This window comes from Arthrobacter sp. sptzw32, assembly GCF_059089735.1.
On record NZ_JBNHEZ010000007.1, the window covers coordinates 38,485 to 63,716 of the forward strand.

The window sequence follows — 25,232 nt, forward strand, 5'->3', positions numbered from 1 at the left end:
TTCAGCACTCGATTACGTTGACGGCAAGGCCTCCGCGGGAGGTTTCCTTGTACTTGGTTTTCATGTCGGCTCCTGTTTCACGCATCGTTTTGATGGCTTTGTCGAGGGATACCTTGTGGCTGCCGTCGCCGTGCAGGGCAAGGCGGGCGGCGTTGATGGCCTTGACGCTGGCGATGGCGTTCCGCTCGATGCAGGGGATCTGCACCAGCCCGCCCACCGGGTCGCATGTCAGGCCGAGGTTGTGTTCAATGCCTACTTCGGCGGCGTTCTCCACCTGGGCAGGGGTGCCGCCCAGCACTTCGCAGAGCCCGGCGGCGGCCATGGAACAGGCGGAGCCCACCTCACCCTGGCAGCCCACCTCGGCACCGGAGATGGAGGCGTTGATCTTGAACAGGATTCCGACGGCGGCCGCCGCCAGCAGGAAGCGGACCACGCCGTCGTCGTTGGCGCCGGGCACAAACTTCACGTAGTAGTGCAGCACCGCCGGGACGATGCCCGCTGCACCGTTGGTGGGGGCCGTGACGATCCGCCCGCCGGCCGCGTTTTCCTCGTTCACGGCCAACGCAAACAGGTTCACCCACTCCATGGCCCGCAACGGATCGGTCACCCCGGTGTCCGCCGTCAGGGTCTGGAACAACGACGGCGCGCGCCGCCGAACGTTGAGCCCGCCGGGAAGGATCCCTTCCGCAGCGCAGCCGTTGTCCACGCATTCGCGCATCACGGCCCAGAGCCCCAGCAGCTTCTCCCGCAGTTCCGCTTCGCTCCGCCAGACCAGCTCATTGGCCAGCATGACATCCGAAATGGACATGCCTTCGCGCTCACAGATTTCCAAGAGCCCGTCGGCGGTGTTGAAGGGGTAGGGGAGCGCGGTGGTATCAGCCACCACGCGGTCCCCGGCGCCGGCATCACCGTCAACCACGAAGCCGCCCCCAATTGAATAGAAGCTCCGTTCGCTGAGCACAGTGCCTGCGTGGTCCAGCGCCCGAAACGTCATGCCGTTGGGGTGGGCCGGCAGCGACTTGCGCCGGTGCAGCACCACGTCCTCGTCCCAGTTGAAGTCCACCCGGTGGTCGCCGTTGATCCACAGTTCGGCGTCCAGGGCGGCTGCGGCCACCTGGTCATCCGCGGTGAACGTATCCACGGTTTCGGGATCGAGCCCCTTCAAACCCAGGACCACGGCTTTATCCGAGCCGTGGCCCCGTCCGGTGGCGCCCAGCGAGCCGAACAGCTCTGCCTGGACCCGCCTGGTGGAGCTCAGGTGTCCGTCGCCCTTCAGTCCGTCCGCGAACAGCTTCGCTGCCCGCATCGGGCCCACCGTGTGTGACGAGGAGGGCCCGATGCCAACGGAGAACAGGTCCAGGACGCTGAGCGCCATTTAGGGGACCTCGGGGGAGGCGTACTCCCGCATGGCGTCGAGGAACCAGCGCCCCAGGAAGTCCGCGAACGAGGCCCGGGGGAAGATCCGGAAGGACTCCTCGCCCGTCTTCCACAGGACCACCGGGATGTTGCCGATTTCCGTAGACAGCGCGGTGCCGGCCTTGAGCACGCGGGGGTGCAGGTCCAGGGAACAGCCCTTTTCGAGGACGGCGCGTGACCGGGGCCCGGTGAGGTCGAAGGTGGTGCGGTTGGCGGAGAGGTCCACCACCTGGCCTTCGCCGTCACCCAGCGCTTCGCGGAGTGCCTGGATCAGGTCACCGCCGAGGGACTCGTGCGCTTCGGTGGGGGCCACCACCAGGAACTCCTCGGGCCCGAGCCACAGCACGGACGTGTCCCCGGTACCGCTTACGCTGCCGCACGCTGCGGGCAGGCCGCCGGTGACGGAGGCTACGCGCTGTCCGGCGTCGCTGTCCCTGTTGACCCGAAGGTTCACCATGGTCAGGAACGGTACTTCGTTGATTTCCACCAGCCCCTGGACGGAGCCGGTTTCAAAGGCTGCCCGGAGCTGGGCGGCCGGGCTGACGCGCACGGAGAGGTCCTTTTGGCGGGTAGTTGCGGGTGCTGCTGTTTCAGCCATCTTTGCGGGTCCCTTCGGGGTCAAAAAGTACGGTTTCGGCGACGACGACGTCCACCAGCTGGTCGCCGGCGGCAGCCACCAGGGTCTCGCCAATGCGGTTGCGCCCGTTCTTGATCAGTGCCAGGCCGAACGACCTTCCCAGTGCCGCGCTGTGGTAGCTGGAAGTGACGAAGCCTTCCATGGGGACCGGGCCGTACGCGGGATTGGTGGATCGGCCCTTTTCAACGAGCTGGGTACCTTCCGGCAGCCGCAGCGTACCGTCCACAGGAAGAACACTGACCAGGTGCCTGCGGTCCTCCCGCCTGGCATCTGCACGTGCGTAGGAGCGCTTGCCGATGAAGTCCTTGGCCTTGGAGACGATCCATTCCATGCCCGCGTCCTGCGGAGTGACGGTGCCGTCGGTGTCCTGGCCGACGATGGGGTAACCCTTTTCGGCGCGGAGCACGTGCATGGTTTCGGTGCCGTAGGGGGTGATGTTGAATTCGGCGCCGGCGGCTGCCACGGCCTCCCACGTGTTCAGTCCGTACCAGGACGGCACGTTGATTTCGTAGGCCAGCTCACCGGAGAAGGAGATCCGGCAGACCCGGGCGCGGACGCCGGAGGCGAGGGTGGTTTCGCGGAACGTCATGAACGGGAAGGCTTCAGCTTCCAGTCCGCCGTTGGCGGCCAGTTCCGGCGCGACTTTGGCGATCACGTCGCGGGATTTCGGCCCGACGACGGCAATGGTGCTCCACTGTTCGGTCACCGAGGTGCAGTGCACGTCCAGCTCCGGCCACTCGGTCTGCAGCCATTCCTCCAGCCAGTCGAGCACCTTTGCGGCACCGCCGGTGGTGGTGGTCATGAAGTAGGTGTCCTCGTCCAGGCGGAGGGTCACACCATCATCGAAGATCATGCCGTCAGCGGTGCACATCACGCCGTAGCGGGCGGACCCGGGGGCGAGCTTCTTGAAGGCGTTCGTGTAGATCCGGTTGAGGAATTCGCCGGCGTCCTTGCCCCGGATTTCGATTTTGCCCAGGGTGGTGGCGTCCATGAAGCCTACGGACTCGCGGACGGCGGCGCACTCGCGCAGCACGGCGGCGTCCATGTCCTCCCCGTCCTGCGGGTAGTACCAGGGCCGCTTCCACTGCCCCACGTCCTCGAACAGGGCACCCTTAGCGACGTGCCACGGGTGGATCGAGGTCTTGCGGGCCGGGTCGAACAGCTCGCCGCGCTGGCGTCCTGCCAGTGCCGCGAAGGCCACGGGCGTGAAAGGTGCGCGGTAGGTGGTGGTGCCGATGTCGCCGATGCCGCGGGAAGCTTCGCCGGCCGTACGGAGCGCGGCGGCGATGACGCCGATTGCGTTGACGCCGGAGGTCTTGCCCTGGTCGTTGGCGGTGCTGATAGAGGTGTACCGCTTGATGTGCTCAACCGACCGCATGCCGGCTCCGGTGGAGCGCAGCACGTCGGCCACGGACTGGTCGCGCTGGAAGTCCACGAAGTGGTGGTGCCAGTTATCCGGCGTGCCCTGCTCACCCGGAACCAGCCACAGCTGGCGGGTGGGGGCGGAGGCCTTCGGCTCGCCGATCACGGACGGCTGGACGGCGGAGGTGAAGCCTGCGGCGGCAGCCGCGGTGACGCCGGCGAAGATACCCTCGGTGAGGCAGTCAGCGGTGGCGAAGCTGCCACGGCCCGAGCCGACGATCTGCTGGTTGGGCACCACGGTGCTCGGTACGAAAGCGGCCAGTTCGTCGTCCCAGCGGAGCTTGCCCTGGCGCTGGGAGTGCAGGTGCACCAGCGGGCTCCAGCCGCCGGAGACAGCGAGCAGGTCACACGCGATCTGCTCGACGCCCGAGGTGAGCTCGCCGTCGTCGTTGATGCTGCGGACGGTGACGCCGGCAAGGCGGCCGCTGGAATCAGCCGACGTGTTGGCCACGGCGCTGCCGATCAGCACGCGCGTTCCGGCTTCGACGGCGGCCGTAGCCACTGCGGTGAGCTGCGGACGGGCGTCCACGACGGCGGCAACCTTGACGCCGGCGGCGCGCAGGTCCGCGGCCATGGCGTAGGCGCTGTCATTGGTGGTGCTGATGACCACGCGCTGCCCGGCGGCGACGGCGTAGCGGTTGAGGTAGCTGCGGACGGCCGAGGCGAGCATGATGCCGGGGCGGTCGTTGTTTTCGAACACCAGCGGGCGTTCGTGGGCGCCGGGGGCGAGCACCACCTGGCTGGCACGGATGTGCCAAATACGCTGCCGGGATACCCCGGACGCGGCAGGGGAGGAGAGGTGGTCGGTGCGGTTCTGGACGGCGATGACGTAGTTGGCGTCGTAGGCACCGAATGCTGTGGTGCGGTTCAGGACGGTGGATTCGGCACCGGAGACGAGCTCGGCTTCGACGTCCGCCACCCACTCCAGGGCCGGCTTGCCTTCGATGGTTTCGGCCAGCTCAGGTGCCGTGGATCCGGAAAGCAGCGAACCGCCCAGTTCGGGCTGATCGTCCAGCAGCATTACGCGGGCGCCGGTGCGGACGGCTTCGCGGGCAGCGGCCAGCCCGGCGGGGCCGCCGCCAACCACCAGGACGTCGGTGTGGACGTACTTCTTGTCGTACTCGGCGCGGTCCTCCTCCGGGTCCAGTTTGCCCAGGCCGTTAAGCAGTTCGGCCTGCAGGCCGTCCACCAGGGTGACCGTGGTGGCGGGGAGCATGGACTCGGCCACGTGGCCGGGGAAACGCGGCTGCACCTTGACCAGCGCGTTGGATTCCTCCACACCGGCGGACATGATGCCGCGGGCGCGGTCCTCGTAGAGCGAGTTGCCGGCGGCGATGCGGCCGTTGGCCAGCAGGGCTGAAGCGAGGGTGTCGCCCGGGTGGCCGGTGAATTCCTCACCGTCGACGGTGAAACGCCAGGAGATGGTGCGGTCGATGCGTCCGCCGGCGGCGAGGCGGGCGTTCTGGGAAGTCACTTGGTTGCTCCTTCCGGGGCGGTGGTGCTGGTTGAAGAGGTGCTCGTGGGAGCGGTGCTTGTCCCGGAAATGCTGGGTGCTGCGGTCCCGGTGGTGGTGCTGTCAGCGGCGGTGCTGGCAGTCCCGGTCTCGGCAGTGCCCTTACCGGCGGCGTCCGGCCGGGGCGTGCCCATGGGGTAGACGGCCTGGATGTCGTAGGTGACGGTGTCGCGGAGCATGTTGAACCACTGCCGGCAGCCGGTGCTGTGCAGCCAGCGCTCGGCGAAGGCGCCCTTGGTGTTGTCCCGGTAGAACAGGAACTCGGCCCACTGGCGGTCATCCAGCTCGTTCGGGTTTTCCGGGTAGGCCACGTGGGCCTGGCCGCCGTAGTGGAACTCGGTCTCGTCGCGGGAGCCGCAGTTGGGGCAGGAGATGAGCAGCATGTGCGTCTTCTTTCTAAAGTGCAGTGTTCGCTGGCGGCTAATGGGCGACGGCGGCGGCGCCGTGTTCGTCGATCAGCGCACCGGTTTCGAAGCGCTCCAGGGCGAACGGCTTGTTCAGCTTGTGCGGGGCACCCGTGGCGATGTTGTGCGCAAAGGTAAGGCCGGCCGCTGGAGTGCCCTTGAAGCCGCCCGTGCCCCAGCCGCAGTTCACGAACATGTTGTCCACTGGGGTGTTGCCCACGATGGGGGAGGCATCCAGGGTGGTGTCAACGATGCCGCCCCAGGTACGCAGCACGTGCGCCCGGGCAAAGATGGGGAACAGCTCGACGGCGGCAGCCATCTGGTGCTCGATCACGTGGAAGGAGCCGCGCTGGCCGTAGCCGTTGTAGGAGTCAACACCGGCACCCATCACCAGTTCGCCCTTGTGGGCCTGGGAAACGTACACGTGCACGTGGTTGGACATGACCACCGTGGGGTGGACCGGTTCGTGCAGTTCAGAGACCAGTGCCTGGAGCGGGTGGGACTGGATGGGGAGCCGGAAGCCGGCCATTTCGGCCAGGACCGAGCTGTGGCCGGCAGCGCAGAGGCCCACCTTTTCGGTGTTGATGGTGCCGCGGTTGGTTCTGACGCCGGTAACGCGGTTGCCGTCCTTGATGAAGCCGGTGACTTCACAGTTCTGGATGATGTCCACGCCCAACTCGTCGCACTTCCGGGCAAAGGCCCAGGCCACGTGGTCGTGCTTGGCGATGCCGGCGCGGGGCTGGTAGGTGGCGCCCATGACGGGGTAGCGGATGTTGTCGCTGATGTTCAGGATGGGGCAGAGTTCCTTGACCTGCTGGGGGTCAAGCCATTCAGCGTCCACGCCGTTGAGCTTGTTGGCCCCGACGCGGCGCATGCTTTCACGTACATCCCCCAGCGTGTGGGCAAGGTTCATCACACCGCGCTGGCTGAAGAGGAAATCGTATTCGAGCTCCTCCGGCAGGATTTCCCAAAGCTTGAGGGCGTGCTCGTAGATCGCGGCGCTCTCGTCCCAGAGGTAGTTGGAGCGGATGATGGTGGTGTTCCGGGCCATGTTGCCGCCGGCCAGCCAGCCCTTTTCGAGGACGGCAATGTTGGTCATGCCGTGGTTCTTGGCCAGGAAGTATGCGGTGGCCAGGCCGTGCCCGCCGCCGCCCACGATCACCGCGTCGTACGAGGACTTGGGCTCCGGGTTGCGCCAGAGGAAGTCCGGGTGCTCGGGGAGCTGCTGGGTGCTCACTGGGCTGCTCCAATCATGTCTGCTTCGAAAGCGGCAATCTCGGTGCCGTCGGTGAGGTGGGGGTAGAGGGGGAACTTCTCGGCGAGGGCCGTCACCCGGGCGCGGAGTTCGACGACGGCGGAATCGCTGAGGGATGTGCTGCCGTCGGTGCCGGTGCCCGCCGCGGCGATGAGCGCCGCCGCAATGATGTCCGCAACCTCGGCGAATTCCTCGGCGCCGAAGCCGCGGGTGGCGAGGGCGGGGGTGCCGATGCGGAGGCCGGAGGAGACCATCGGCGGGCGGGGGTCGAACGGAACGGCGTTGCGGTTTACGGTGATGCCGATGCGGTGCAGGGCGTCTTCGGCCTGCTGTCCGTCCAGTTCGGAGTTCCGGAGGTCGACGAGGACCAGGTGGACGTCGGTGCCGCCGTTGACCACGGAGATTCCTGCTGCGGCAACATCCTCGCGGAGGAGCCGTTCGGCCAGAAGCTTGGATCCCTGGAGGACACGTTCCTGGCGTTCCTTAAATTCGGGGGAGGCAGCGAGCTTGAAGGCCACGGCCTTGGCGGCGATGACGTGTTCCAGCGGGCCGCCCTGCTGGCCCGGGAATACGGCGCTGTTGATCTTCTTGCCGTACTGCTCCTTGGCCAGGATGACGCCGCCGCGCGGGCCACCGAGGGTTTTGTGCGTGGTGGTGGTGACGACGTCGGCGTACGGCACCGGGTTGGGGTGCAGCCCTGCGGCCACGAGGCCCGCGAAGTGGGCCATGTCCACCATGAGGTAGGCGTCCACGAGGTCTGCGATGCGGCGGAATTCCGCGAAGTCGAGCTGGCGGGAGTAGGCGGACCAGCCGGCGACGATCAGCCGGGGGCGGTGCTCGAGAGCCAGGGCCTCAACCTCGGCCATGTCGACGCGGAGGTCGGATTCGCGCACGTGGTACGGGACCACGTTGTAAAGCTTGCCGGAGAAGTTGATCTTCATGCCGTGCGTCAGGTGACCGCCGTGGGCCAGGTCAAGGCCCATGATGGTGTCGCCCGGGTTCAGCAGGGCGAACATGGCCGCGGCGTTGGCCTGCGCGCCGGAGTGCGGCTGGACGTTGGCGAACTCGGCGCCGAAGAGGGCTTTGACACGGTCAATGGCCAGCTGCTCCACCACATCTACATGTTCGCAGCCGCCGTAGTAGCGCTTGCCCGGGTAGCCCTCGGCGTACTTGTTGGTCAGGACCGAGCCCTGTGCCTCCATGACTGCGGACGGGGCGAAGTTCTCGGAGGCGATCATCTCCAGCGTGGACTGCTGGCGCACCAGCTCCTGGGCGATGGCCTGCTGGACCTCGGGATCGACTGCGGAAAGTCGCTCGTTCAACTGCTCAACCACGGGTGCTCCTTTGAAATACCACTTGCTGGATAACTGATATATCAGTGTGTTGCTCAATGGTATGATTATGATCACAGCAGAGTCAATAGCCGGTGCGGAAGCGGCAAGAAGCTTTCGTTTCGGTTCCACGTTGTACAAACGAACGGAGCGGCGCATTGAACGCACTTCTTGCCCTGCCCCAGACCGAGGACGAGGCACCGTCCCAGGCTGAGGCCGCGTACCGCCAGCTGCGGGACAAGCTGATCATGCTGGAAATCCGGCCGGGCGAGCCGATCAACGAAGGCCAACTCGCTACAGAGCTGGGATTCGGCCGCACGCCGGTCCGGGAGGCGATTAAGCGCCTGGAGGTGGACCACCTGGTGGTGTCCTACCCGCGCCGGGGAACCTTCGCCACCAACGTGGACTTCACGGAACTGGCGGACGTTTCGGAGATCCGGGAACTGCTGGAGCCGTTGGCGGCCCGCCGTGCTGCCCGCAGGGCAAACGAGGCCATGCGCCGCGAACTGCTGGAGGTGGCGGATGCCATTGCCGGGATCGACCCCGGGCCCGGTGAGTCACGCGACCTCATGCGCTACGACCTCATGGTGCACCGGCTGATCTACAAGGCAGCCGCGAACCCGCATCTGGAAAGCACCCTGATCCGCTACGACAACCTGGCCACGCGAATCTGGTGCGTGGTGCTGGACAAGGTCCCTTCCGTCACCGGGCACATTACCGAGCACGTCGACCTGCTTAGAGCGGTGGCCGAAGGGGATGCCGACAAGGCGGCCGAGCTGGCCCTGCACCATGTCACCAGCTTTGAGGAAACCATCCGCAAGATCCTCTGAGTGCCGTGCCAACCGGGACGCTCTTTCACTTAACGCCACCGAAACCGCGACGCTCTCTCACTTTTCGAAGGACGGTCACCGCTCGATGCCCGCTGTAACCCGGAACGCACCGCAGCGTACTGCCAGGTTCGGCCTGGCCTTCATCGGCGTGCTGCTCATCGCGGTCAATCTCCGGGTGTCCTTTGTCAGCGTGGGACCCGTTTTGTCGAACATCAGCGGTGACCTTGGCCTCTCCAGCGCCGCGGCAGGATTCCTCACGGGTCTTCCGCTTATTGTCTTCGCAGTCTTTTCACCCGTGGCACCCGCGTTCGCTGCCCGTCTGGGGCTGGACCGCGCGCTGTGGATGTCTCTGCTGATCCTGGCCTCGGGAATCGTGCTTCGCTCCTTACCTGTGCCGTCTTCCATCTGGGTGGGGACAGCATTGATCGGGCTGGCTATCGCATTTCTCAATGTCCTGGTGCCCTCTTTGGTGAAGCGGGACTTTCCGGCGAGAGTCAGCCAGGTCACCGGAACATACACCGCCACGCAGGCCGCCGTCGCCGCCATGGGGGCGGCCGTCGTCGTTCCCGTGGCCCAGACGTCGCCGGCCGGATGGCGCCTTGCCCTCGGCATCTGGGTGGGACTGGCCCTCATTGCCATGGCGGTGCTCCTGCCCTGGCTGCGCCGGCACAGCCGCCCGCTGGTTACCGCCGCACCGGCGGCCTCCTACAGGTCGCCGTGGTCCTCCGCGCTGGGTTGGCAGGTGACGGTCTTCATGGGGCTGCAGTCGATCGCCTTTTACGTCCTGATGGCCTGGCTGCCCACCATCGAACAGAGCCGGGGCGTCCCGACCACAACCGCAGGAATCCATCTGTCCGTCTTCCTGCTCATCAGCGTCTTCGCCAGCCTTCTTGCAGGGGGAATCCTGCACCGCGGCCTGGACCAGCGGATCATTTCCTTCGCAAGCGGCGCAATCATGGTGGTGACCTTCCTGGGGCTGGCACTTGCGCCGGACCTCATCCTGCTGTGGGTGCTTGCGGGCGCCATTGGCTGCGGAAGCCTTATTGTCATCGCCTTGTCGCTGTTCAGCCTCCGTACCGTCAGCCACCCGCAGGCAGCCTCCCTGTCCGGCATGGCGCAATCTGTTGGCTACGGCATGGCTGCTGTAGGGCCGGTGATGTTCGGGGCCCTTCGGGATATGAGCGGAGGATGGACACTCCCGCTCCTTGTCACCGCAGGGATTATGACGGTTCTGGCCGTCACCGGCGGGCTTGCCGGCCGGGACAGGGTTATTGGCGGTCACGCGGGATGAATGGGCGAGCGTTGGAAAGCCACATGGTTGAAAAGAATCCCCCGCAGCGGCGGGTGGAAGACGCTATGGTCACCTGCCCAAAAACGCTGCTGGAGGACTGCACCGTCGAGCAGGTGCGCAGATTTTTCCGCGACGACCACGTCCATATGGCCTTGATCGTGGACCCGGCCAACCGCCTCCTCGGCACGCTGGAGCGGTCCGATATCCCGAAAGGGGCACCACCGGCGGCCCGGGCCCTCTCCTATGGCGTGATGCCCAACAGGAGTATCGGTCCCCGGGTGCCTGTTGAAGCCGGCACAGCTGCGCTGCAGGCAGCCGGCAGGCGCCGGCTTGCAGTAGTGGACGACGACGGCACGCTTCTTGGTCTGCTCTGCCTGAAGCGGAGCGGCCTCGGCTTTTGCAGTGATGCAGGAGTTGCTGCCCGCGCTGCGGATAAGCAGCGCCAAGACTCAAGCGGGGCACCTTTTGCGTGTGGTTGATTTCACCCTGCGCAACCTACTTGAGAGTATGGACCATGGCTTCGAACAATGAGCGCGAACCCGACATCGACGTTGAGGCGGGACAGTCCGGCGGCGTTCAGTCTGTAGACCGCGCCCTGGCAGTGCTGGAAATCCTGGCCCGGGACGGCCATGCCGGAGTGAGCGAAATCGCCGAGGAGATGGGCATTCACAAGTCCACGGTGTCGCGCCTGCTCGGTTCCCTGGTCAGTCGCGAGATGGTCCACCAGAACAGCGAACGCGGCAAGTACCAGCTGGGCTTCGGCATCCTGCGCCTGGCCAGTTCCATCCCCGGCAGGCTCAGCCTGGTGCGGGAAGCGCGCCCGGTCCTCGAAGCTCTGGCCGAGGAGTTCAAGGAAACCGTCAACCTTGCGGTGCTGCGCTCCAACTTCGCCGTAAACGTGGACCAGGCCATGGGCCCTTCCACCCTCGCCACCTACGACTGGGTGGGCAGTTTGACGCCGTTGCACGCTACCAGCAGTGGCAAGATCCTGCTTGCAGGGCTGCCGGCGGAGGAGCGTGCACGGATCCTGAAGGAAACCGGGCTCCCGGCCCGCACGCCGCGCACCATCACAGACAGGAAAGAACTCGAAACCCAATTACTTGACGTGGCCCGGCAGGGTTATGGCGTGGTGCGGGAGGAATTCGAGATCGGGCTAAACTCCATCTCGGTGCCGGTCTACAACCATGTGGGCGCTGTAGTCGGGGCCGTTAGCATCTCCGGACCCGCCTTCCGCTTCGAACCGGAAAAGGAACCAGGACTCCTGGACGGGCTGAAAGAAGCAGGGCTGGAAATCAGCGCGCGGTTGGGCTACGCCCGCCACTGATGCGCCTGTGCCGATGCAGGATAAGGGCGCTGCCGAATGCCAGCACGCCCCCGCACGGCAGCGCTCAGAGATCCTCTTCGAGCCGGGCGGTGAGGATCCGATTCGCGTTAACCTGCAGGATGCCGAGCGACTCCTGGATCAGGGGTGAGTTTATGCTGCCCCTGCGCACCGCGGCGACAATGCGTCGCGTGGGTTTAGCCTCGCCGGTGATACGCAGCCGAACCACGTTCTCCGCACCATGCAAAGGCGCCAGCCGGGGCAGCAGGCCGACGCCCAGCCCCGCACCCACGAACGCAATCTGGGTTTCCCATTCGATAGCCTCATGGGCAATCCGTGGTGTTACCCCGATTGCCGTGAAGGCCGCGGTGAAGAGGGAATGATAGGTGGAACCGGCGGCCTCCGTAATCCAGGGTTCGGATGCCAGCTCTTCAAGGGTGGCTGTTCCCCGTGACGCCAGCGGATGGTCACCGGGAATGATGACATCCAGTGGATCGTCGAGTAAGACTTTCTGCTCGAAGCGCGGATCGTCCTCACCATAGGTGTCGGATTGCATGGCGACAATGACCGCAAGGTCGATCCGTTCCGCGATCAACAAGTCGAAGCAGCGGGCCGGATCGGCCTCAAGAACCTGAACCTCCAGCAGGGGGCGCGTTGAGCGCAAGGTGGTGGCCAGCGGCGCGAGCAACTGGGCGGCTGCAGTGGAAAATCCCCCGATGCCAAAATGGGGCTGCACCTGGTCGCCGGCCTCCATGGCCGCGGCGCGCAGGCGCTCCCACTCCGCAATAAGGGGATCCGAACCCGCCACGAGAAACCGTCCTGTGGCTGTCAGCCGCACGCCCCGGCCGTCTTTTGTCAGCAGCTGCATTCCAAGCACGCGCTGGAGCTCCCGCAGTTGCGCAGAGACGGCGGAGGGGGAGTAGCCCGTAAGCTCAGCGGTCGCGCCTATAGTGCCGCACCGGGCGAACACGCGAAGTGTGATGAGCCTCGAATCGATCATGCACTTATTGTGCAGGGTAACCTTCGGAATTTTGCGCTTTTTTTGCGGCTCCTGTGACTCTAATCTCATCCTTACAAAGTTTTTCGATCATGCCGCTTTCACCCGCGCCTCCATGGTCAACAAGCAATACCCACTACCCATGCCTCCCGGGAGGAAACCCATGACTGTTTCAGTGAACGTGCCCCTCAATTCACGCGGCAAACTCGCTGCATCTTTGCCTGCCGAGCAGCTGGCTGAAATCACCGAGTTGTTTGAGTTCCGGCGCACCGGCTACTCCCTCGACGCACCCTTCTACACCGATCCCTCGATCTTTAACATCGACATGAAGGCCATTTTCGGCCAGCACTGGATCTTTGCGGCCAGCACGGCCGAACTGCCCGAGCCCGGCGACTACGTGACGGTCGACTACGGACCCTACTCCCTGATTGTGCTGCGTAACGACGACGGCGACGTGAACGTCCTGCACAACGTATGCCGCCACCGCGGCGCCCGCGTTCTGACCGAAGCTGCCGGTTCCACCGGAAACCTGGTCTGCGGCTACCACTCCTGGACCTACTCCCCGGAGGGCAACCTGATCCATGCCTCCGCTCCGGGGGAAACCAAGTTCGACAAGAGCTGCTTCGGCCTCAAGCGCGCCCACGGCCGCGAGGTCGCCGGCCTCATCTTCGTCTGCATCGCGGATGAACCGCCGACAGACTTCGACGAAACCGCGAAGATCTTCGAGCCCTACCTCGCGCCCCACGATCTCTCCAAGACGAAAATTGCCTACCAGCAAAACATCATCGAAGAGGGCAACTGGAAGCTCGTCATGGAGAACAACCGCGAGTGTTACCACTGCGACGGCCACCCTGAGCTCGCCTGCTCCCTCTTCCCCACCTGGGGCCTGACGGAGGGCCTGGTCCCGCCCCACCTTGAAGAAGTGTGGGACCGTAACAAAGAGGCACAGTCCTCGCTCGAAGAGCGTTGCCGCCGCTATGGCCTCCCCTACGAGGTGGTCGAGCAGCTCGACACCCGCATCGCGGGAATCCGCATCTCACGGGAATCACTCGATGGAGAGGGCGAATCGTTCTCCGCCGACGGGCGCAGGCTTTCCAAGAAGCTGCTCGGTGACTTGCCCGACTTCCGCCTTGGCCGCTGCTCCATGCACCTGCAGCCCAACAGCTGGTTCCATTTCCTCGGCGACCACGTCATCACGTTCGGTGTTTTCCCCATCAACGAACACCAGAGCCTCGTACGCACCACCTGGCTGGTGGCGGACGACGCCGTGGAAGGCGTCGACTACGACCTGGAGAAGCTCACCTACACCTGGAAGCAGACGAACCTGCAGGACAAGGCGTTCGTGGAACTCTGCCAGCAGGGTGCCGCCAGCCCCGCCTACGAGCCCGGCCCCTACATGAAGAGCGAATACCAGGTTGAGGCATTCATCAACTGGTACGTGCAGCGCGTGCAGGAGCACCTGGCATGATTGAACTCCTCACTGAAACGGCCATCCAGGAACCACAGCGAATTCGCGGTCTTGAGATGCCGTGGAACAGAGTGATGGGAAGCACTGAAACACCTGCCCGGGCAGCTCGGGCATTGAACCCGTGGCATCCGCAGGAATTCATGGCCGAATGCGTCGAGACCATTCCCGAGGCCGGCGCCATGATGACCTTCGTGTTCCGCCGCTGCGATGGCGCGCCCCTGGCGTTCCGCGCGGGCCAGTACGTGAACATCGCATTCCCCTTGAACGGCGAGGACCAGGACCCGGTGGACCGCAGCTACTCGCTGTCCAGCTCGCCCACCCAGCCGTGGACCTTCAACATCACCGTCAAATGCGACTCCACCGGCCTGGTCTCGCCATGGGTGCACGAGAACGTTAAACCCGGCACCGTTCTTGAAATGCTGGGACCCGTGGGAGCATTCCACCTGCCCGACGCCGACCGGCGGGCACGGTATCTCTTGCTTGCCGCCGGCGCCGGCATCACTCCCATCATGTCCATGGTGCGGACCATCCACTCCCTGCCCGGCCACGCCGACGTTGTGGTGCTCTACCACGGCTCGGATGCCGGAGGCTTTGCCTTCCACCGGGAGTTGGCCTATATCGCGTCCGTGGACTCGCGCGTCAAGGTCCACTACTCCCTGGGCAGCCGAAGCGAACCGGAGGGCTGGGAAGGGCTCCGTGGAAGGCTGACGGCGGCCATGCTCGAGGAGGTGGCCCCCGACGCCAACGGCCGGCAGGTATACGCATGTGGCCCCGAGGGTTACCTGAACACCGCCACCGAACTCCTTCAAAAGGTTGGTGTCGACGACACGTCCATTTACATGGAGTTCTTCTCGGGAGACCGCCAGACGCTCCTTGAATACCAGGCGGAGGTGGCTCTCGCAGCCGACGTCGCGGAGGAAATCGCCGAGGAGATCGCCGAATCCGCCGAGGACTACTACGAAAGCCAGCCCGCCGCGTTCGGGCTCTACGAGCCTGGCTACGACGCCGACGGAACACTGGAGGCCTCGGGGCTGCCTCTGGAAATCAGCGAACCGGACAAGCCCGGCTCCGACCCCTCTGCCGACAGCCCTGGCGTGGAGCCGGAAGCCGCTTCCCCTGATGCCTCCAGCTTCGACACGGTGGGAACAGGCAGTCTCACCATGTCCTTCATGCGCACCGGTATCAATGTGCGGATCGACCCCACCGAGCGAATCCTCGAGGTTGCCCAGCGCGCCGGCGTCAGGATTGGGGCGAACTGCAAGGAAGGCATGTGCGGCTCCTGCAAAGTCGTCAAGATTTCCGGCGAGGTCGAGATGAACCACCAGGGCGGGATCAGGGCGCGGGAAATCTCTGCAGGCAAGTTCCTGCCGTGCTGCTCTGTTGCCCAGTCCGACCTGGTGATCGATGCCTGACCCCTGTTCCGGCCATTGTCAAGCCGTAGCCGAAACCCCTGAAATAGGGCTTAAGACTTCGGAAACTTCTTGACATCGGGTTGTGATTCGGGCCACTCTGTTGCTTATTACGAGACGCGTTGATCTTTGCGGAACAACCGCCGGGTTAGGGCAAAGCTGACATCGATAGCCGAACGCCAGCAAAGCCCCAACCTTTCCCCCCGGCCTGTGGGCGCCGGAGCACAACGCCAGCCCATGAATTCAAATCAAAGGACTTGACATGGCTTTGAACAGCGATATCCGCCCGGACAAAGAGGTCCGGGCCGAACCAGATCTCCAGCCCGCTAACAACAGCGCGGAGGCCGAGGTGGAGAACACCGAGCAGATCATGCAGGAGCTTCGCCAGAGCCGCTCTGAGCAGGCGGTGGCGGAACGCCGGAACCGAAAGCTCACCCTGGACAAAGTCACCTTCGGCATCACGGGCCTCCTCGCCCTGGCCTTTGTTGCCTGGGGCTTCCTGGGCCGGGACAGCCTGTCCTCCACCTCCACCCTCGCCCTCGACTGGGTCATGGAGTACACCGGCTGGCTCTTCATGGTCCTGGCCTCATTGTTCGTCGTTTTTGTCCTGTGGCTGGCCCTGGGCAAGTGGGGCAACATCCCGCTGGGTAAAGATGGCGAAAAGCCCGAGTTCCGGACGGTCTCATGGGTTGCCATGATGTTCGCGGCCGGCATGGGCATCGGCCTGATGTTCTACGGCGTGGCCGAGCCGCTCTACCACTTCGTCTCCCCGCCGCCGGGAACCGTGGATGGACGGACGCCCGCGGCCGTCCAGACGGCCATGGCCACTTCCATCTTCCACTGGACCCTTCACCCCTGGGCCATGTACGCCGTCGTCGGAATTGCCATGGCCTACGGCACCTACCGCCTCGGCCGCCGGCAGCTCATCTCCGCAGCATTCACGTCCCTGTTCGGGATCAGGACAGTGGAAGGGCCGGTGGGCAGGTTCATCAACATCCTGGCGATCTTTGCCACGCTCTTCGGCACGGCCGCGTCCCTCGGCCTCGGCGCACTCCAGATCGGCAGCGGACTGACATCCAACGGGTGGATCAGCGAAACCGGCACCCCTGTCCTGGTGGCCATCGTTGCCATCCTGACCGCCTGTTTCGTCGCCTCGGCCATTTCCGGGATCAGCCGTGGCATCCAATGGCTGTCCAACATCAACATGGTCCTGGCCGTGATCCTGGCGCTCATCGTTTTCGTCGCCGGGCCCACCCTGTTCATCCTCAACCTCATACCTGCCGCGGTAGGAGACTACGCCAGGGACCTCGCCGAAATGTCCTCGCGGACCGAGGCCGTAGGTGACGAAGCGCTGCGGACCTGGTTGTCCGGCTGGACCATTTTCTACTGGGCCTGGTGGGTATCGTGGACGCCGTTCGTGGGCATGTTCATTGCCCGCATCAGCCGCGGCCGCACCATCCGCCAGTTCGTCACCGGCGTCCTGCTCGTCCCCAGCGTGGTCAGCGTCATCTGGTTCGGCATCTTTGGCGGCACGGCCTTCCACGTCCAGCAGGAGGCGGACAAGGCCGGCACCCCCGGCCTGGTGTCCATGGCAAGCGGATCACCTTCGATCAACTTCGACGGAGCACTGTTCGACCTCGTGAAGAACATGTCCATGCCTGCCTGGCTGACCGCATCGGTCATCGTCCTGGCCATGGTCCTGGTGGCCATCTTCTTCATCACCGGAGCGGATTCGGCGTCAATCATCATGGCGTCCCTGAGCTCCAACGGATCCTCTGACCCGAAGCGCGGCCTGATCATCTTCTGGGGCCTGCTGACAGGTGCAGTAGCTGCCGTGATGATGCTGGCCGGCGGCGACAAGCCGTCGGAGGCGCTCTCCGGCCTGCAGCGCATCACCATTGTGGCGGCCCTGCCGTTCGTGCTGGTCATGCTGCTGCTGTGCTTCGCCCTGGTCAAGGACCTGCGCCGGGATCCGCTGTCCCTGCGACGGCGGCTGGCTGACTCGGTGGTGGAGCGCGCCATCCGCACGGGCGTGGACCAGCACGGCGGCGCCCAGTTTGACCTCGTGACAAAGCATGAATGCGGTGAACGCTGTTCAGAGGACGCGCCGTGCCACGGCAGTTCCAGTACGGCCGGCTCCACCGCAGTCGATCCCATACCGGCGGATTCCGCCGTCGCCCCCAAGCACACGCAAGCACCCTAGGAGCACACCATGACTATCCTTCTTGAAAGCCGCCCGCCAGGCAGCGCCACCGCCGCAGCTGGTGCAGCCACGACGGCCCCCGCTACGCGTCCCGCGCAGTTCGTCCTTACCCTCTCCTGCCCCGAGAAGCCCGGCATTGTGCGGGCAGTGACGGGATTCCTGGCGGACCGCGGCTTCGACATCGTAGAGCACCAGCAGTTCGACGACCACGTCAGCGGGAAACTCTACCTGCGGACCGCCTTCACCCTTGGTTCCGACCTCCACCAGGACAACGGGCTCAACCACCAGGACGTCGATGTCCTGACGGAAGCCTTCGGTCCCATCGCAGCCGAATTCGGCATGAGCTTCACCTTCAATGACGGCAGGCCGCAGCGGCTGCTGGTGATGGTCTCGAAGTTCGGGCACTGCCTCAACGACCTCATTTTCCGCTGGCAGGCCGGAAGCCTTGGTGCGGAGATCGCCGTCGTGGTGTCCAACCATGAGGACCTGCGCCCCATGGCAGAGGCCGCCGGGCTGCCCTTCATCCACGTTCCGGTGACGGCCGCTACCAAGCCGGAGGCCGAAGCCCGGCTGCTGGAACTGGTGGAGGAGTACAACGCCGACCTGGTGGTCCTGGCCCGTTACATGCAGGTGCTGTCCAACGAACTGTGCAACAACCTCCGCGGCCGGGCCATCAACATCCACCACTCGTTCCTGCCGGGATTCAAGGGCGCCAAGCCGTACCACCAGGCCTACGACCGCGGCGTCAAGCTCGTTGGGGCCACCGCCCACTACGTCACTGCGGACCTTGACGAGGGACCCATCATCGAGCAGGAGGTGTTCCGCGTGGACCACAGCCTGGACGCGGATGCCTTGGTGACCGTGGGCCGGGACGCCGAAACACAGGCGCTTGCCCGGGCCGTGAAATGGCACTGCCAGCACCGGGTCCTGCTCAACAACACCCGCACCGTCGTCTTCCGCTAACGCCAACGCCTCTTAAGCAAAAACAGGAGAAACACACCCATGAGCGCATCACCACGCGTTGTCATTATCGGAGCCGGCATTGTCGGAACCAACCTTGCCGACGAACTCTCCACCCGCGGCTGGACCAACATCACGGTGGTGGAACAGGGCCCGCTGGAACTTGCCGGCGGCTCCACGTCGCATGCCCCGGGCCTGGTGTTCCAGAACAACCAGTCGCGCACCATGACCGAATTCGCCACCTACACGGTGAACAAGCTGCTGGCCCTGAGCAAGGACGGCGAGTCCTGCTTCAACCAGGTGGGCGGCCTGGAGCTGGCAACCACCCCCGAGCGCCTGGCCGACCTCAAGCGCAAGATGGGCGTGATGACCTCCTGGGGCGTCGAAAGCCGGATCGTCGACGCCGACGAATGCGAGAAGATCTACCCCCTCCTGAACACCGGCAAGCTCACCGGCGGCCGCGAAGTCCTGGGCGGCCTGCTCATCCCCACCGACGGCCTGGCCCTGGCAGCCCGTGCGGTGCAACTGCTGATCGAGCGCTCCGGCGAGCGAGGCGTGACCTTCCTCGGCTCCACTACGGTGACCGGCATCGCCCAGGAGGGCGGCAAGGTGACCGGCGTCGAAACCGACAACGGGCTGATTCCGGCTGACATCGTGGTGTCCTGTGCTGGTTTCTGGGGCCGGGAACTCGGCAAGATGGTGGGCCTCGAAGTCCCGCTGCTGCCGCTGGGCCACCAGTACGCCGTCACCACCCCGCTGCCCGAACTTGAGGGCGTCAACGAGCTTCCCAAGGGTGCCAGCAAGCCCATCCTGCGCTACCAGGACAAGGACCTGTACTACCGCGAATGGGGCAACCGCATCGGCATCGGCAGCTACGCCCACCGCCCCATGCCAGTGGACATGTCCGCCCTGCCGAAGGTTTCCGCGGAGGAAATGTCGGACCACCGCATGCCATCCCGCCTGGACTTCACCCTGAATGACTTCCTGCCCGCCTGGGAGGACAGCCGGGACCTGCTGCCTGCGCTGCGCAACGCTGAGATCGAGGATGGCTTCAACGGCATCTTCTCCTTCACCCCCGACGGCGGCCCGCTCATGGGCGAGGCGCCCGACCTCGAAGGCCTGTTCGTGGCCGAAGCCGTCTGGGTAACGCACTCGGCCGGCGTAGCCAAGGCAATGGCGGAGCTGCTGGTGGAAGGCCGGTCCCGCACGGACCTGCACGGCTGCGAGCTCACCCGCTTCGAAAAGGTCCAGACCTCCGACGCGTACGTCAGCGAGACGTCGCAGCAGAACTTCGTGGAGATCTACGACGTGATGCACCCGCTGCAGCCCAGGGAATTCCCGCGGGACCTGCGCGTGAGCCCGTTCAACGTCCGGCAGAAGGAACTTGGAGCCTTCTTCCTGGAGTCCGCCGGCTGGGAGCGGCCCCACTGGTTCGAGGCCAACCGCGGCCTGCTGGAGGAGCTCCCTGCCGAATGGCAGACGCCGGAGCGGGACCCCTGGTCTGCCTTGTTCTCTTCCCCCATCTCCGCAGCCGAGGCATGGAAGACGCGTACCGCCGTCGGACTTTTCGACATGACGCCGCTGAAGCGGCTGTCCGTTGTTGGCCCGGGCGCCCAGGCGTTGCTTCACCGGCTCAGCACGGGCAACATCGCCAAGAAGCCGGGTGCCGTGACGTACTGCCTGCTGCTGGAGCACGACGGCGGCATCCGCAGTGACGTGACCATCGCACGGCTGGCGGAGGAAGAATTCCAGCTGGGCGTGAACAGCAATGTGGACTTCGACTACCTCCGGGTGGAGGCCCGCAAGCAGTCTGCTGCCGATCCTGCCCAGTGGGCGCACGTCACGGACATCACCGGCAGCACCTGCTGCATCGGCCTGTGGGGCCCGCTGGCACGCGAAGTCATCGGCAAGGTCAGCGCTGATGACCTCACCAACGAGGGCCTGAAGTACTTCCGGACCAAGGAAATTTCTGTTGGCGGCATCCCGGTCACCGCCATGAGGCTTTCCTACGTGGGTGAACTCGGCTGGGAGCTGTACACCACCGCCGAGTACGGGTTAAAGCTTTGGGACCTGCTGTTCGAGGCGGGCCAGGAGCACGGCATCATCGCCGCCGGCCGTGGCGCTTTCAACAGCATGCGCCTCGAAAAGGGCTACCGGCTGTGGGGCACGGACATGACGTCCGAGCACCACCCGTACGAGTCCGGCCTGGGCTTCTCCGTGGCCAAGGACAAGACGGGCTTCGTGGGCGCAGAAGCCCTTGCGGAACGCAAGGAGCAGCCGGCCACGCGTGCGCTGCGGTGCCTGACGATCGACGACGGCACGTCCCTGGTGCTGGGCAAGGAACCTGTGTACGTGAACGGCGCCGCTGCCGGGTACGTTACGAGCGCCGCTTACGGCTACTCGGTCCGGAAGCCGATTGCCTACGCCTGGCTGCCGGCTTCGGTTACCGAGGGCGACGCCGTGGAGGTCGAATACTTCGGCAAGCGCATCGCTGCGACCGTCTCACCCGAACCGCTCTTCGACCCCGGTATGGAGCGGCTCCGCGGCTAAGCAGGTGGTCCGCTGAGCCAGCGGGCACCCAACCACACGAAGGCCCGCCGGTCCTGGGAAGTCCCAGGACCGGCGGGCCTTTCGCGTGCCTCTGAGCGGTTAGCGGTACGGCTCAGCCCTCGGCTTCGACAGCGTGAATATCCCATAGCGCATCGCACCGGTGCGATAGGCCAGCATCAGCCGGGGGATGCTCAGAACGAAGACGCGGTTGCGTGCGCCAAGGGCGAGGCGGCGGGTCTCGCGATCGACGAGCAAGGCCTCCACAAGCCGCCGGGCGCAGATCCGCCATGTGCGTGCCACGCGGGCGCTGACGTCCTCATAGCCATCGACCGTAAACCCCGCCGCCCTGGCCATCGCCTCATACTCCTCACGCGTGCCCATCGAGGGCAGGCGCCCTTCGCGGCAAATCGGCTCCAGCAGGTGGCGAACCTTCCACCTGCTGACGTCAGTTTCGGCGAGCCACGCGCAGACGACGAAGCGGCCGGCGGGGGCCAGCACGCGGTGCGCCTCGGCGAAGAACAGGGGCTTATCGACCATGTGCTCGCTTGATTCAATGGCCCATGCGGCGTTTGCCGAGTCATCGGCCAGCCCGTTGTGAAGCCAGTCGCGGAGTTGGACGTCAACGTCCGGTACCGCATGCGCGGCGGCGTACCGGGCCTGCTCGGTGGAAAGCGTGAAGCCTGCAACCCGCACCCCGCGAGTCACCGCGAGCTGCCTTGCCGTTGAGCCATAGCCGCAGCCGATGTCGACGCACGCCTCGCCGGGAGTAAGCCGCAGCCGGTCGCCGACCGTGTCGACTAGCGCCCCGACGGCCTCGGCCGGCGTCTCGCGGCCGGTTGTCCACAGCCCGTGATGCACATGCTCACCCCACACCCGACGATAAATGGGATCGAGCTCGTCGTAGTGATCCGCGACTGCCACGGCGTTTTGGGAGATGTCGGGGACGATCACGCCATCACACTACAAGGCCGATCCCGCCGCCGGAAGGCCTGGCTAACGCAATGCCGTGGGTCGTCCTGGATGACGACTGCACGGTCGCCGGGCGGTTGACGCTCAGTGGCATCACCCGCGGCGCCTTCCAATCGTGCAGCATGGGGTACTGGCTGTCTGAGGACCAGACGGGCAAGGGCCTGGCGACGGAGGCTGTCCGGGCAGCAGTCGCCTTCGCCTATTCGGAGCTGAAACTTCACCGAGTGCAGGCCGAAACGTTGGTTGCCAATGTCGCCTCCCAGGCCGTCCTCAGAAGGACAGGGTTCCAGCAATACGGACTTGCCCCGAAGTACTTGAAAATCGCCGGCAGATGGCAGGACCACCTTATGTTCCAGCACTTGGACGACAGCTGGAATGGAGCGAACAAGGCCTATGAAGGCCCCTGATGATGTCGGGATCAGCTGCGTCGTCGATCAGGGGCGGGCAACTATGTCCCGCGCTTTAGACCTACCCGGAGGGTCGCATGATGCACATCTTGACGCCGTCAACGAATGGATAGAAGTCCTGGCCGGGTTCCTGGAAGGCCGATAAATCATCCGGGTCCCTTGCCCGCACCTGCCACTGGTGCTTGGCTGGTGGGATGGCTGATGAAGACGTTTCCAAGAACATTCCCGACGACGAGCACCTGAGGCAGGATGTCGCGCCAGACTCCGCCGGATCAGCCCAGGACGCTCCTGACAGCGGTTCTACGCCGGGGCAGACAAACGCCGGACAACAGGTGGGAGGGCTTGGTTCGGCAGCCGGCTACGGCAAGGACCTTGATCCGGAAGCCCAGCCCGACGGAAATAACCCGGTGTAGACGGAGCCCCAACACTTGAACAACGACGGCGACACCCGGCACATGCCGGAATGTCGCCGTCGCTGTTTGCATACGCCAGGAACTAGACCGCGGCCGGCTCGAGCTCCCCTGCAGCTTCTACGTCGCTGCTCACCGCGGGGTGTGGGACGAAGCGGACGAACATGGCTTTGAAGCCTGGGGTGTTGGATTCGCGTGCGACGTTTTCCTTGTGGACCAGGGCGTTGGCTTCGGGGAAGTAGGCGGCGGCGCAGCCTTTGGCGGTGGGGTAGGCCACGAGCCGGAATTTTTCGGCGTTGCGGTCGACACCGCGGAAGGTGCTGATGACGTCCACGAGGTCGCGGTCCTGGTACCCGAGTTCGGCGAGGTCTTCGGGGTGGATCAGGATCACGCGGCGTCCTCCGGAGATGCCGCGGTAGCGGTCGTCCAGGCCGTAGTAGGTGGTGTTGTACTGGTCGTGGCTGCGGATGGTTTGGAGGACCAGGTGCCCCTTGGGCGGGGTGAGGTATTCGAGCGGGCTGACGGTGAACCGGCCGCGGCCGATGTCGGTGGCGAAGGAGCGGGTGTCGCGGGGCGGGTTGGGCAGCACGAACCCGTTTTTGGTCCTCACGCGGGTGTTGAAGTCCTCGAAGCCGGGCAGGACCCGTTCGATGTGGTCGCGGATGACGTCGTAGTCCTCGGCCATGGCTTTCCAGTCCACCGGGTGGTCCGGGCCGAAGGTCGCTTCGGCCATCCTGGCCACGATGACCGGTTCGGCGAGCAGGTGCTCGGAGACCGGGGTGAGCCGGCCCTGGGTGGAGTGGACCACGGACATGGAGTCCTCCACGGAGAGGAACTGGGCGCCTTTGGGGTGCTTGTCGTCTTTGTCGGTCCGGCCCAGGGTGGGCAGGATCAGTGAGGTGCGGCCGTGGACGATGTGGGAGCGGTTGGGCTTGGTGGAGATGTGCACGGTCAGCCCGATCCGCTGCATCCCGGCTTCGAGCATTTCGGTGTCGGAGCAGGCGAGCGAGAAGTTCCCGCCCATGGACACGAAGACGTCCACCTCGTCGCGTTCGAAGGCTTCCATTGCCTCGACAGCGTCGTGGCCGTGGTGCCGTGGGGACTGGATGCCAAACTCGGTATCGAGTGCTTCCAGGAGCCCTTCCTTGGGTTTTTCCCAGATGCCCATGGTCCGGTCGCCCTGGACGTTGGAGTGGCCGCGGACCGGGCAGGCGCCCGCTCCAGGCTTGCCGAAGTTGCCCTGCAGGAGCAGGACGTTGACCATTTCTTTGATGGTGTCCACGGAGTGGGGCTGCTGCGTGACGCCCAGCGCCCAGCAGAAGATGGTGGCCTTGGACCGGATCAGCATCCCGGCCACGGTTTCGATCTGGGTCCGGGACAGGCCGGTGGCCTTCTCCGTTTCGGCCCAGTCCAGCTCCTTGCGGGCTTCACGGTAGGCGGTGAACCCGTCCGTCTGCGCGGCAATGAAGGAGTGGTCGACGACAGTGCCCGGGTTACGCTCCTCTTCGGCCAGGAGCAGGTGGCCGAGGGCCTGGAACAGGGCCAGGTCCCCGCCGACCTTGATCTGCAGGTATTCATCGGCCAGCGGTGTGCCGCCGCCGACGACGCCGGAGACGGTCTGGGGGTCCTTGAAGTTGAACAGCCCGGCCTCGGGCAGCGGGTTCACTGCCACGACCTTGCCGCCCTTGTCCTTGCATTCCTTCAGCGCCGAGAGCATGCGCGGGTGGTTGGTGCCGGGGTTCTGGCCGACGACGAAGATCAGTTCGGAATCGTGGATATCATCCAGGGACACGGTGCCCTTGCCGATGCCGATGGTCGGGTTCAGCGCCGAGCCCGAGGACTCGTGGCACATGTTTGAACAGTCCGGCAGGTTGTTCGTGCCCAGGGCCCGCGCGTACAGCTGGTACATAAAAGCGGTCTCGTTCGCGGTGCGGCCGGAGGTGTAGAAAACGCACCGGTCAGCGGTGGTGGCCCGGACGTGTTCACCGATCAGCTCGAACGCATCAGCCCAGGAAATGGGCGAGTAGTGGGTGTCGCCGGGCCGGATCACCACCGGCTCGCTCAGGCGGCCCTGATTGCCCAGCCAATACTCCGTCTTGGTGGAAAGTTCGGCGATGGAGTGCTTCGCCCAGAACTCCGCCCCGACCGTGCGCAGGGTGTTCTCTTCGGCCACGGCCTTGGCGCCGTTCTCGCAGAACTCCGCCGCTTTACGCTTCTTGTCCGACTCCGGCCAAGCGCAGCCCGGGCAGTCGAACCCGCCCCGCTGGTTCAACCGCAGCAGTGACTGGGTCGTCCGCGTCACCCCGGCCTGCGCCACGGCACGCTCCAGCGCCACCATCACGGCCTTAACCCCGGCGGCTTCTGTTTTGGGCTTGTGGACTTCGAGGTTGTCCTCATCGATGTCCGCCACGGGGGCGGGCTGCTTGCCGAACTTCATCG

20 protein-coding genes are annotated in these 25,232 nt (G+C 65.2%); 11 read left to right on the forward strand and 9 right to left on the reverse strand.

The features are described from left to right. Position 1 precedes the first annotated feature (1 nt). Genes AC5RVN_RS14060 through glyA form a run of 6 tightly spaced genes read right to left on the reverse strand, consistent with a single transcriptional unit; the run spans position 2 to position 7,981 of the window. Positions 2-1,375, reverse strand: coding sequence for an L-serine ammonia-lyase (locus tag AC5RVN_RS14060; protein WP_494040339.1), 1,374 nt, complete (start codon positions 1,373-1,375; stop codon positions 2-4). After that, positions 1,376-2,014 carry a sarcosine oxidase subunit gamma gene (locus AC5RVN_RS14065; protein ID WP_494138349.1) on the reverse strand — a complete coding sequence of 213 codons (639 nt, stop codon included), beginning with the start codon at positions 2,012-2,014 and terminating at the stop codon, positions 1,376-1,378. Next, positions 2,007-4,949 carry a sarcosine oxidase subunit alpha family protein gene (locus AC5RVN_RS14070; RefSeq protein WP_494138350.1) on the reverse strand — a complete coding sequence of 981 codons (2,943 nt, stop codon included), beginning with the start codon at positions 4,947-4,949 and terminating at the stop codon, positions 2,007-2,009. The genes AC5RVN_RS14065 and AC5RVN_RS14070 overlap by 8 nt, the downstream gene beginning before the upstream one ends. Next, complete coding sequence (locus AC5RVN_RS14075) at positions 4,946-5,371, reverse strand: sarcosine oxidase subunit delta (RefSeq protein ID WP_494040342.1); 426 nt, start codon at positions 5,369-5,371, stop codon at positions 4,946-4,948. The genes AC5RVN_RS14070 and AC5RVN_RS14075 overlap by 4 nt, the downstream gene beginning before the upstream one ends. A gap of 37 nt (positions 5,372-5,408) precedes the next feature. After that, entirely contained in the window at positions 5,409-6,629 is a 1,221-nt protein-coding gene (locus tag AC5RVN_RS14080) for a sarcosine oxidase subunit beta family protein (protein WP_494138351.1), read from the reverse strand. Then, the gene (glyA, locus tag AC5RVN_RS14085; RefSeq protein ID WP_494138352.1) at positions 6,626-7,981 is read right to left on the reverse strand and encodes a serine hydroxymethyltransferase; all 1,356 of its coding nucleotides are present in this window, start codon (positions 7,979-7,981) and stop codon (positions 6,626-6,628) included. Before glyA ends, AC5RVN_RS14080 begins: the two co-directional genes overlap by 4 nt. Before the next feature lie 155 nt (positions 7,982-8,136). Between glyA and AC5RVN_RS14090 the strand changes: the two genes are divergently transcribed. The 4 genes from AC5RVN_RS14090 to AC5RVN_RS14105 all read left to right on the forward strand — a co-directional run bounded on the left by AC5RVN_RS14090 (position 8,137) and on the right by AC5RVN_RS14105 (position 11,423). Continuing rightward, the gene (locus tag AC5RVN_RS14090) at positions 8,137-8,808 is read left to right on the forward strand and encodes a GntR family transcriptional regulator (RefSeq protein WP_494040345.1); all 672 of its coding nucleotides are present in this window, start codon (positions 8,137-8,139) and stop codon (positions 8,806-8,808) included. 85 nt (positions 8,809-8,893) lie between these two features. Continuing rightward, positions 8,894-10,099: an MFS transporter gene (locus tag AC5RVN_RS14095; RefSeq protein ID WP_494138353.1), complete on the forward strand. Its 1,206-nt coding sequence runs from the start codon at positions 8,894-8,896 to the stop codon at positions 10,097-10,099. A gap of 23 nt (positions 10,100-10,122) precedes the next feature. Next, positions 10,123-10,578, forward strand: a complete 456-nt coding sequence (locus tag AC5RVN_RS14100) for a CBS domain-containing protein (RefSeq protein ID WP_494138354.1) — start codon at positions 10,123-10,125, stop codon at positions 10,576-10,578. Positions 10,579-10,613: 35 nt separating this feature from the next. Continuing rightward, positions 10,614-11,423, forward strand: coding sequence for an IclR family transcriptional regulator (locus AC5RVN_RS14105; RefSeq protein WP_494040348.1), 810 nt, complete (start codon positions 10,614-10,616; stop codon positions 11,421-11,423). A 64-nt stretch (positions 11,424-11,487) separates the two neighbouring features. On the opposite strand, the gene AC5RVN_RS14110 is transcribed toward AC5RVN_RS14105, so the two are convergent. Beyond that, positions 11,488-12,420: a LysR family transcriptional regulator gene (locus tag AC5RVN_RS14110; protein ID WP_494040349.1), complete on the reverse strand. Its 933-nt coding sequence runs from the start codon at positions 12,418-12,420 to the stop codon at positions 11,488-11,490. A 160-nt stretch (positions 12,421-12,580) separates the two neighbouring features. Here AC5RVN_RS14110 and AC5RVN_RS14115 point away from each other — a divergent pair, with 160 nt between their 5' ends. The 5 genes from AC5RVN_RS14115 (at position 12,581) to AC5RVN_RS14135 (ending at position 21,007) form a co-directional block, all read left to right on the forward strand. After that, positions 12,581-13,885, forward strand: a complete 1,305-nt coding sequence (locus AC5RVN_RS14115) for an aromatic ring-hydroxylating oxygenase subunit alpha (RefSeq protein WP_494040350.1) — start codon at positions 12,581-12,583, stop codon at positions 13,883-13,885. Further along, positions 13,882-15,297 (forward strand): ferredoxin reductase, encoded by a 1,416-nt coding sequence (locus AC5RVN_RS14120; protein ID WP_494138355.1) that lies wholly within the window; start codon positions 13,882-13,884, stop codon positions 15,295-15,297. Before AC5RVN_RS14115 ends, AC5RVN_RS14120 begins: the two co-directional genes overlap by 4 nt. A gap of 259 nt (positions 15,298-15,556) precedes the next feature. Beyond that, positions 15,557-17,497 carry a BCCT family transporter gene (locus AC5RVN_RS14125; RefSeq protein WP_494040352.1) on the forward strand — a complete coding sequence of 647 codons (1,941 nt, stop codon included), beginning with the start codon at positions 15,557-15,559 and terminating at the stop codon, positions 17,495-17,497. A 9-nt stretch (positions 17,498-17,506) separates the two neighbouring features. Next, positions 17,507-18,460, forward strand: coding sequence for a formyltetrahydrofolate deformylase (purU, locus tag AC5RVN_RS14130; RefSeq protein WP_494040353.1), 954 nt, complete (start codon positions 17,507-17,509; stop codon positions 18,458-18,460). Between the two features lie 39 nt (positions 18,461-18,499). After that, positions 18,500-21,007, forward strand: coding sequence for a GcvT family protein (locus AC5RVN_RS14135; RefSeq protein ID WP_494138356.1), 2,508 nt, complete (start codon positions 18,500-18,502; stop codon positions 21,005-21,007). Positions 21,008-21,106: 99 nt separating this feature from the next. On the opposite strand, the gene AC5RVN_RS14140 is transcribed toward AC5RVN_RS14135, so the two are convergent. Then, positions 21,107-21,958 carry a class I SAM-dependent methyltransferase gene (locus AC5RVN_RS14140; RefSeq protein ID WP_494138357.1) on the reverse strand — a complete coding sequence of 284 codons (852 nt, stop codon included), beginning with the start codon at positions 21,956-21,958 and terminating at the stop codon, positions 21,107-21,109. A gap of 50 nt (positions 21,959-22,008) precedes the next feature. On the opposite strand from AC5RVN_RS14140, the gene AC5RVN_RS14145 reads away from it, so the two are divergent. Beyond that, positions 22,009-22,383, forward strand: a complete 375-nt coding sequence (locus tag AC5RVN_RS14145; RefSeq protein WP_494138358.1) for a GNAT family N-acetyltransferase — start codon at positions 22,009-22,011, stop codon at positions 22,381-22,383. A 194-nt stretch (positions 22,384-22,577) separates the two neighbouring features. Next, positions 22,578-22,796, forward strand: a complete 219-nt coding sequence (locus AC5RVN_RS14150; protein ID WP_494138359.1) for a hypothetical protein — start codon at positions 22,578-22,580, stop codon at positions 22,794-22,796. A gap of 82 nt (positions 22,797-22,878) precedes the next feature. Here AC5RVN_RS14150 and AC5RVN_RS14155 read toward each other — a convergent pair whose 3' ends face one another. Then, complete coding sequence (locus AC5RVN_RS14155; protein WP_494138360.1) at positions 22,879-25,230, reverse strand: FdhF/YdeP family oxidoreductase; 2,352 nt, start codon at positions 25,228-25,230, stop codon at positions 22,879-22,881. Positions 25,231-25,232 lie beyond the last annotated feature (2 nt).

What these genes read in the sequence shown, in the direction of transcription:
- AC5RVN_RS14060 (WP_494040339.1), bottom strand. Translation starts at nt 1,375, where the DNA reads ATGGCGCTCAGCGTCCTGGACCTGTTCTCCGTTGGCATCGGGCCCTCC.
- AC5RVN_RS14065 (WP_494138349.1), bottom strand. Translation starts at nt 2,014, where the DNA reads ATGGCTGAAACAGCAGCACCCGCAACTACCCGCCAAAAGGACCTCTCC.
- AC5RVN_RS14075 (WP_494040342.1), bottom strand. Translation starts at nt 5,371, where the DNA reads ATGCTGCTCATCTCCTGCCCCAACTGCGGCTCCCGCGACGAGACCGAG.
- AC5RVN_RS14095 (WP_494138353.1), top strand. Translation starts at nt 8,894, where the DNA reads ATGCCCGCTGTAACCCGGAACGCACCGCAGCGTACTGCCAGGTTCGGC.
- AC5RVN_RS14100 (WP_494138354.1), top strand. Translation starts at nt 10,123, where the DNA reads ATGGTTGAAAAGAATCCCCCGCAGCGGCGGGTGGAAGACGCTATGGTC.
- AC5RVN_RS14105 (WP_494040348.1), top strand. Translation starts at nt 10,614, where the DNA reads ATGGCTTCGAACAATGAGCGCGAACCCGACATCGACGTTGAGGCGGGA.
- AC5RVN_RS14110 (WP_494040349.1), bottom strand. Translation starts at nt 12,420, where the DNA reads ATGATCGATTCGAGGCTCATCACACTTCGCGTGTTCGCCCGGTGCGGC.
- AC5RVN_RS14115 (WP_494040350.1), top strand. Translation starts at nt 12,581, where the DNA reads ATGACTGTTTCAGTGAACGTGCCCCTCAATTCACGCGGCAAACTCGCT.
- AC5RVN_RS14120 (WP_494138355.1), top strand. Translation starts at nt 13,882, where the DNA reads ATGATTGAACTCCTCACTGAAACGGCCATCCAGGAACCACAGCGAATT.
- AC5RVN_RS14125 (WP_494040352.1), top strand. Translation starts at nt 15,557, where the DNA reads ATGGCTTTGAACAGCGATATCCGCCCGGACAAAGAGGTCCGGGCCGAA.
- purU (WP_494040353.1), top strand. Translation starts at nt 17,507, where the DNA reads ATGACTATCCTTCTTGAAAGCCGCCCGCCAGGCAGCGCCACCGCCGCA.
- AC5RVN_RS14135 (WP_494138356.1), top strand. Translation starts at nt 18,500, where the DNA reads ATGAGCGCATCACCACGCGTTGTCATTATCGGAGCCGGCATTGTCGGA.
- AC5RVN_RS14145 (WP_494138358.1), top strand. Translation starts at nt 22,009, where the DNA reads ATGCCGTGGGTCGTCCTGGATGACGACTGCACGGTCGCCGGGCGGTTG.
- AC5RVN_RS14150 (WP_494138359.1), top strand. Translation starts at nt 22,578, where the DNA reads ATGGCTGATGAAGACGTTTCCAAGAACATTCCCGACGACGAGCACCTG.
- AC5RVN_RS14155 (WP_494138360.1), bottom strand. Translation starts at nt 25,230, where the DNA reads ATGAAGTTCGGCAAGCAGCCCGCCCCCGTGGCGGACATCGATGAGGAC.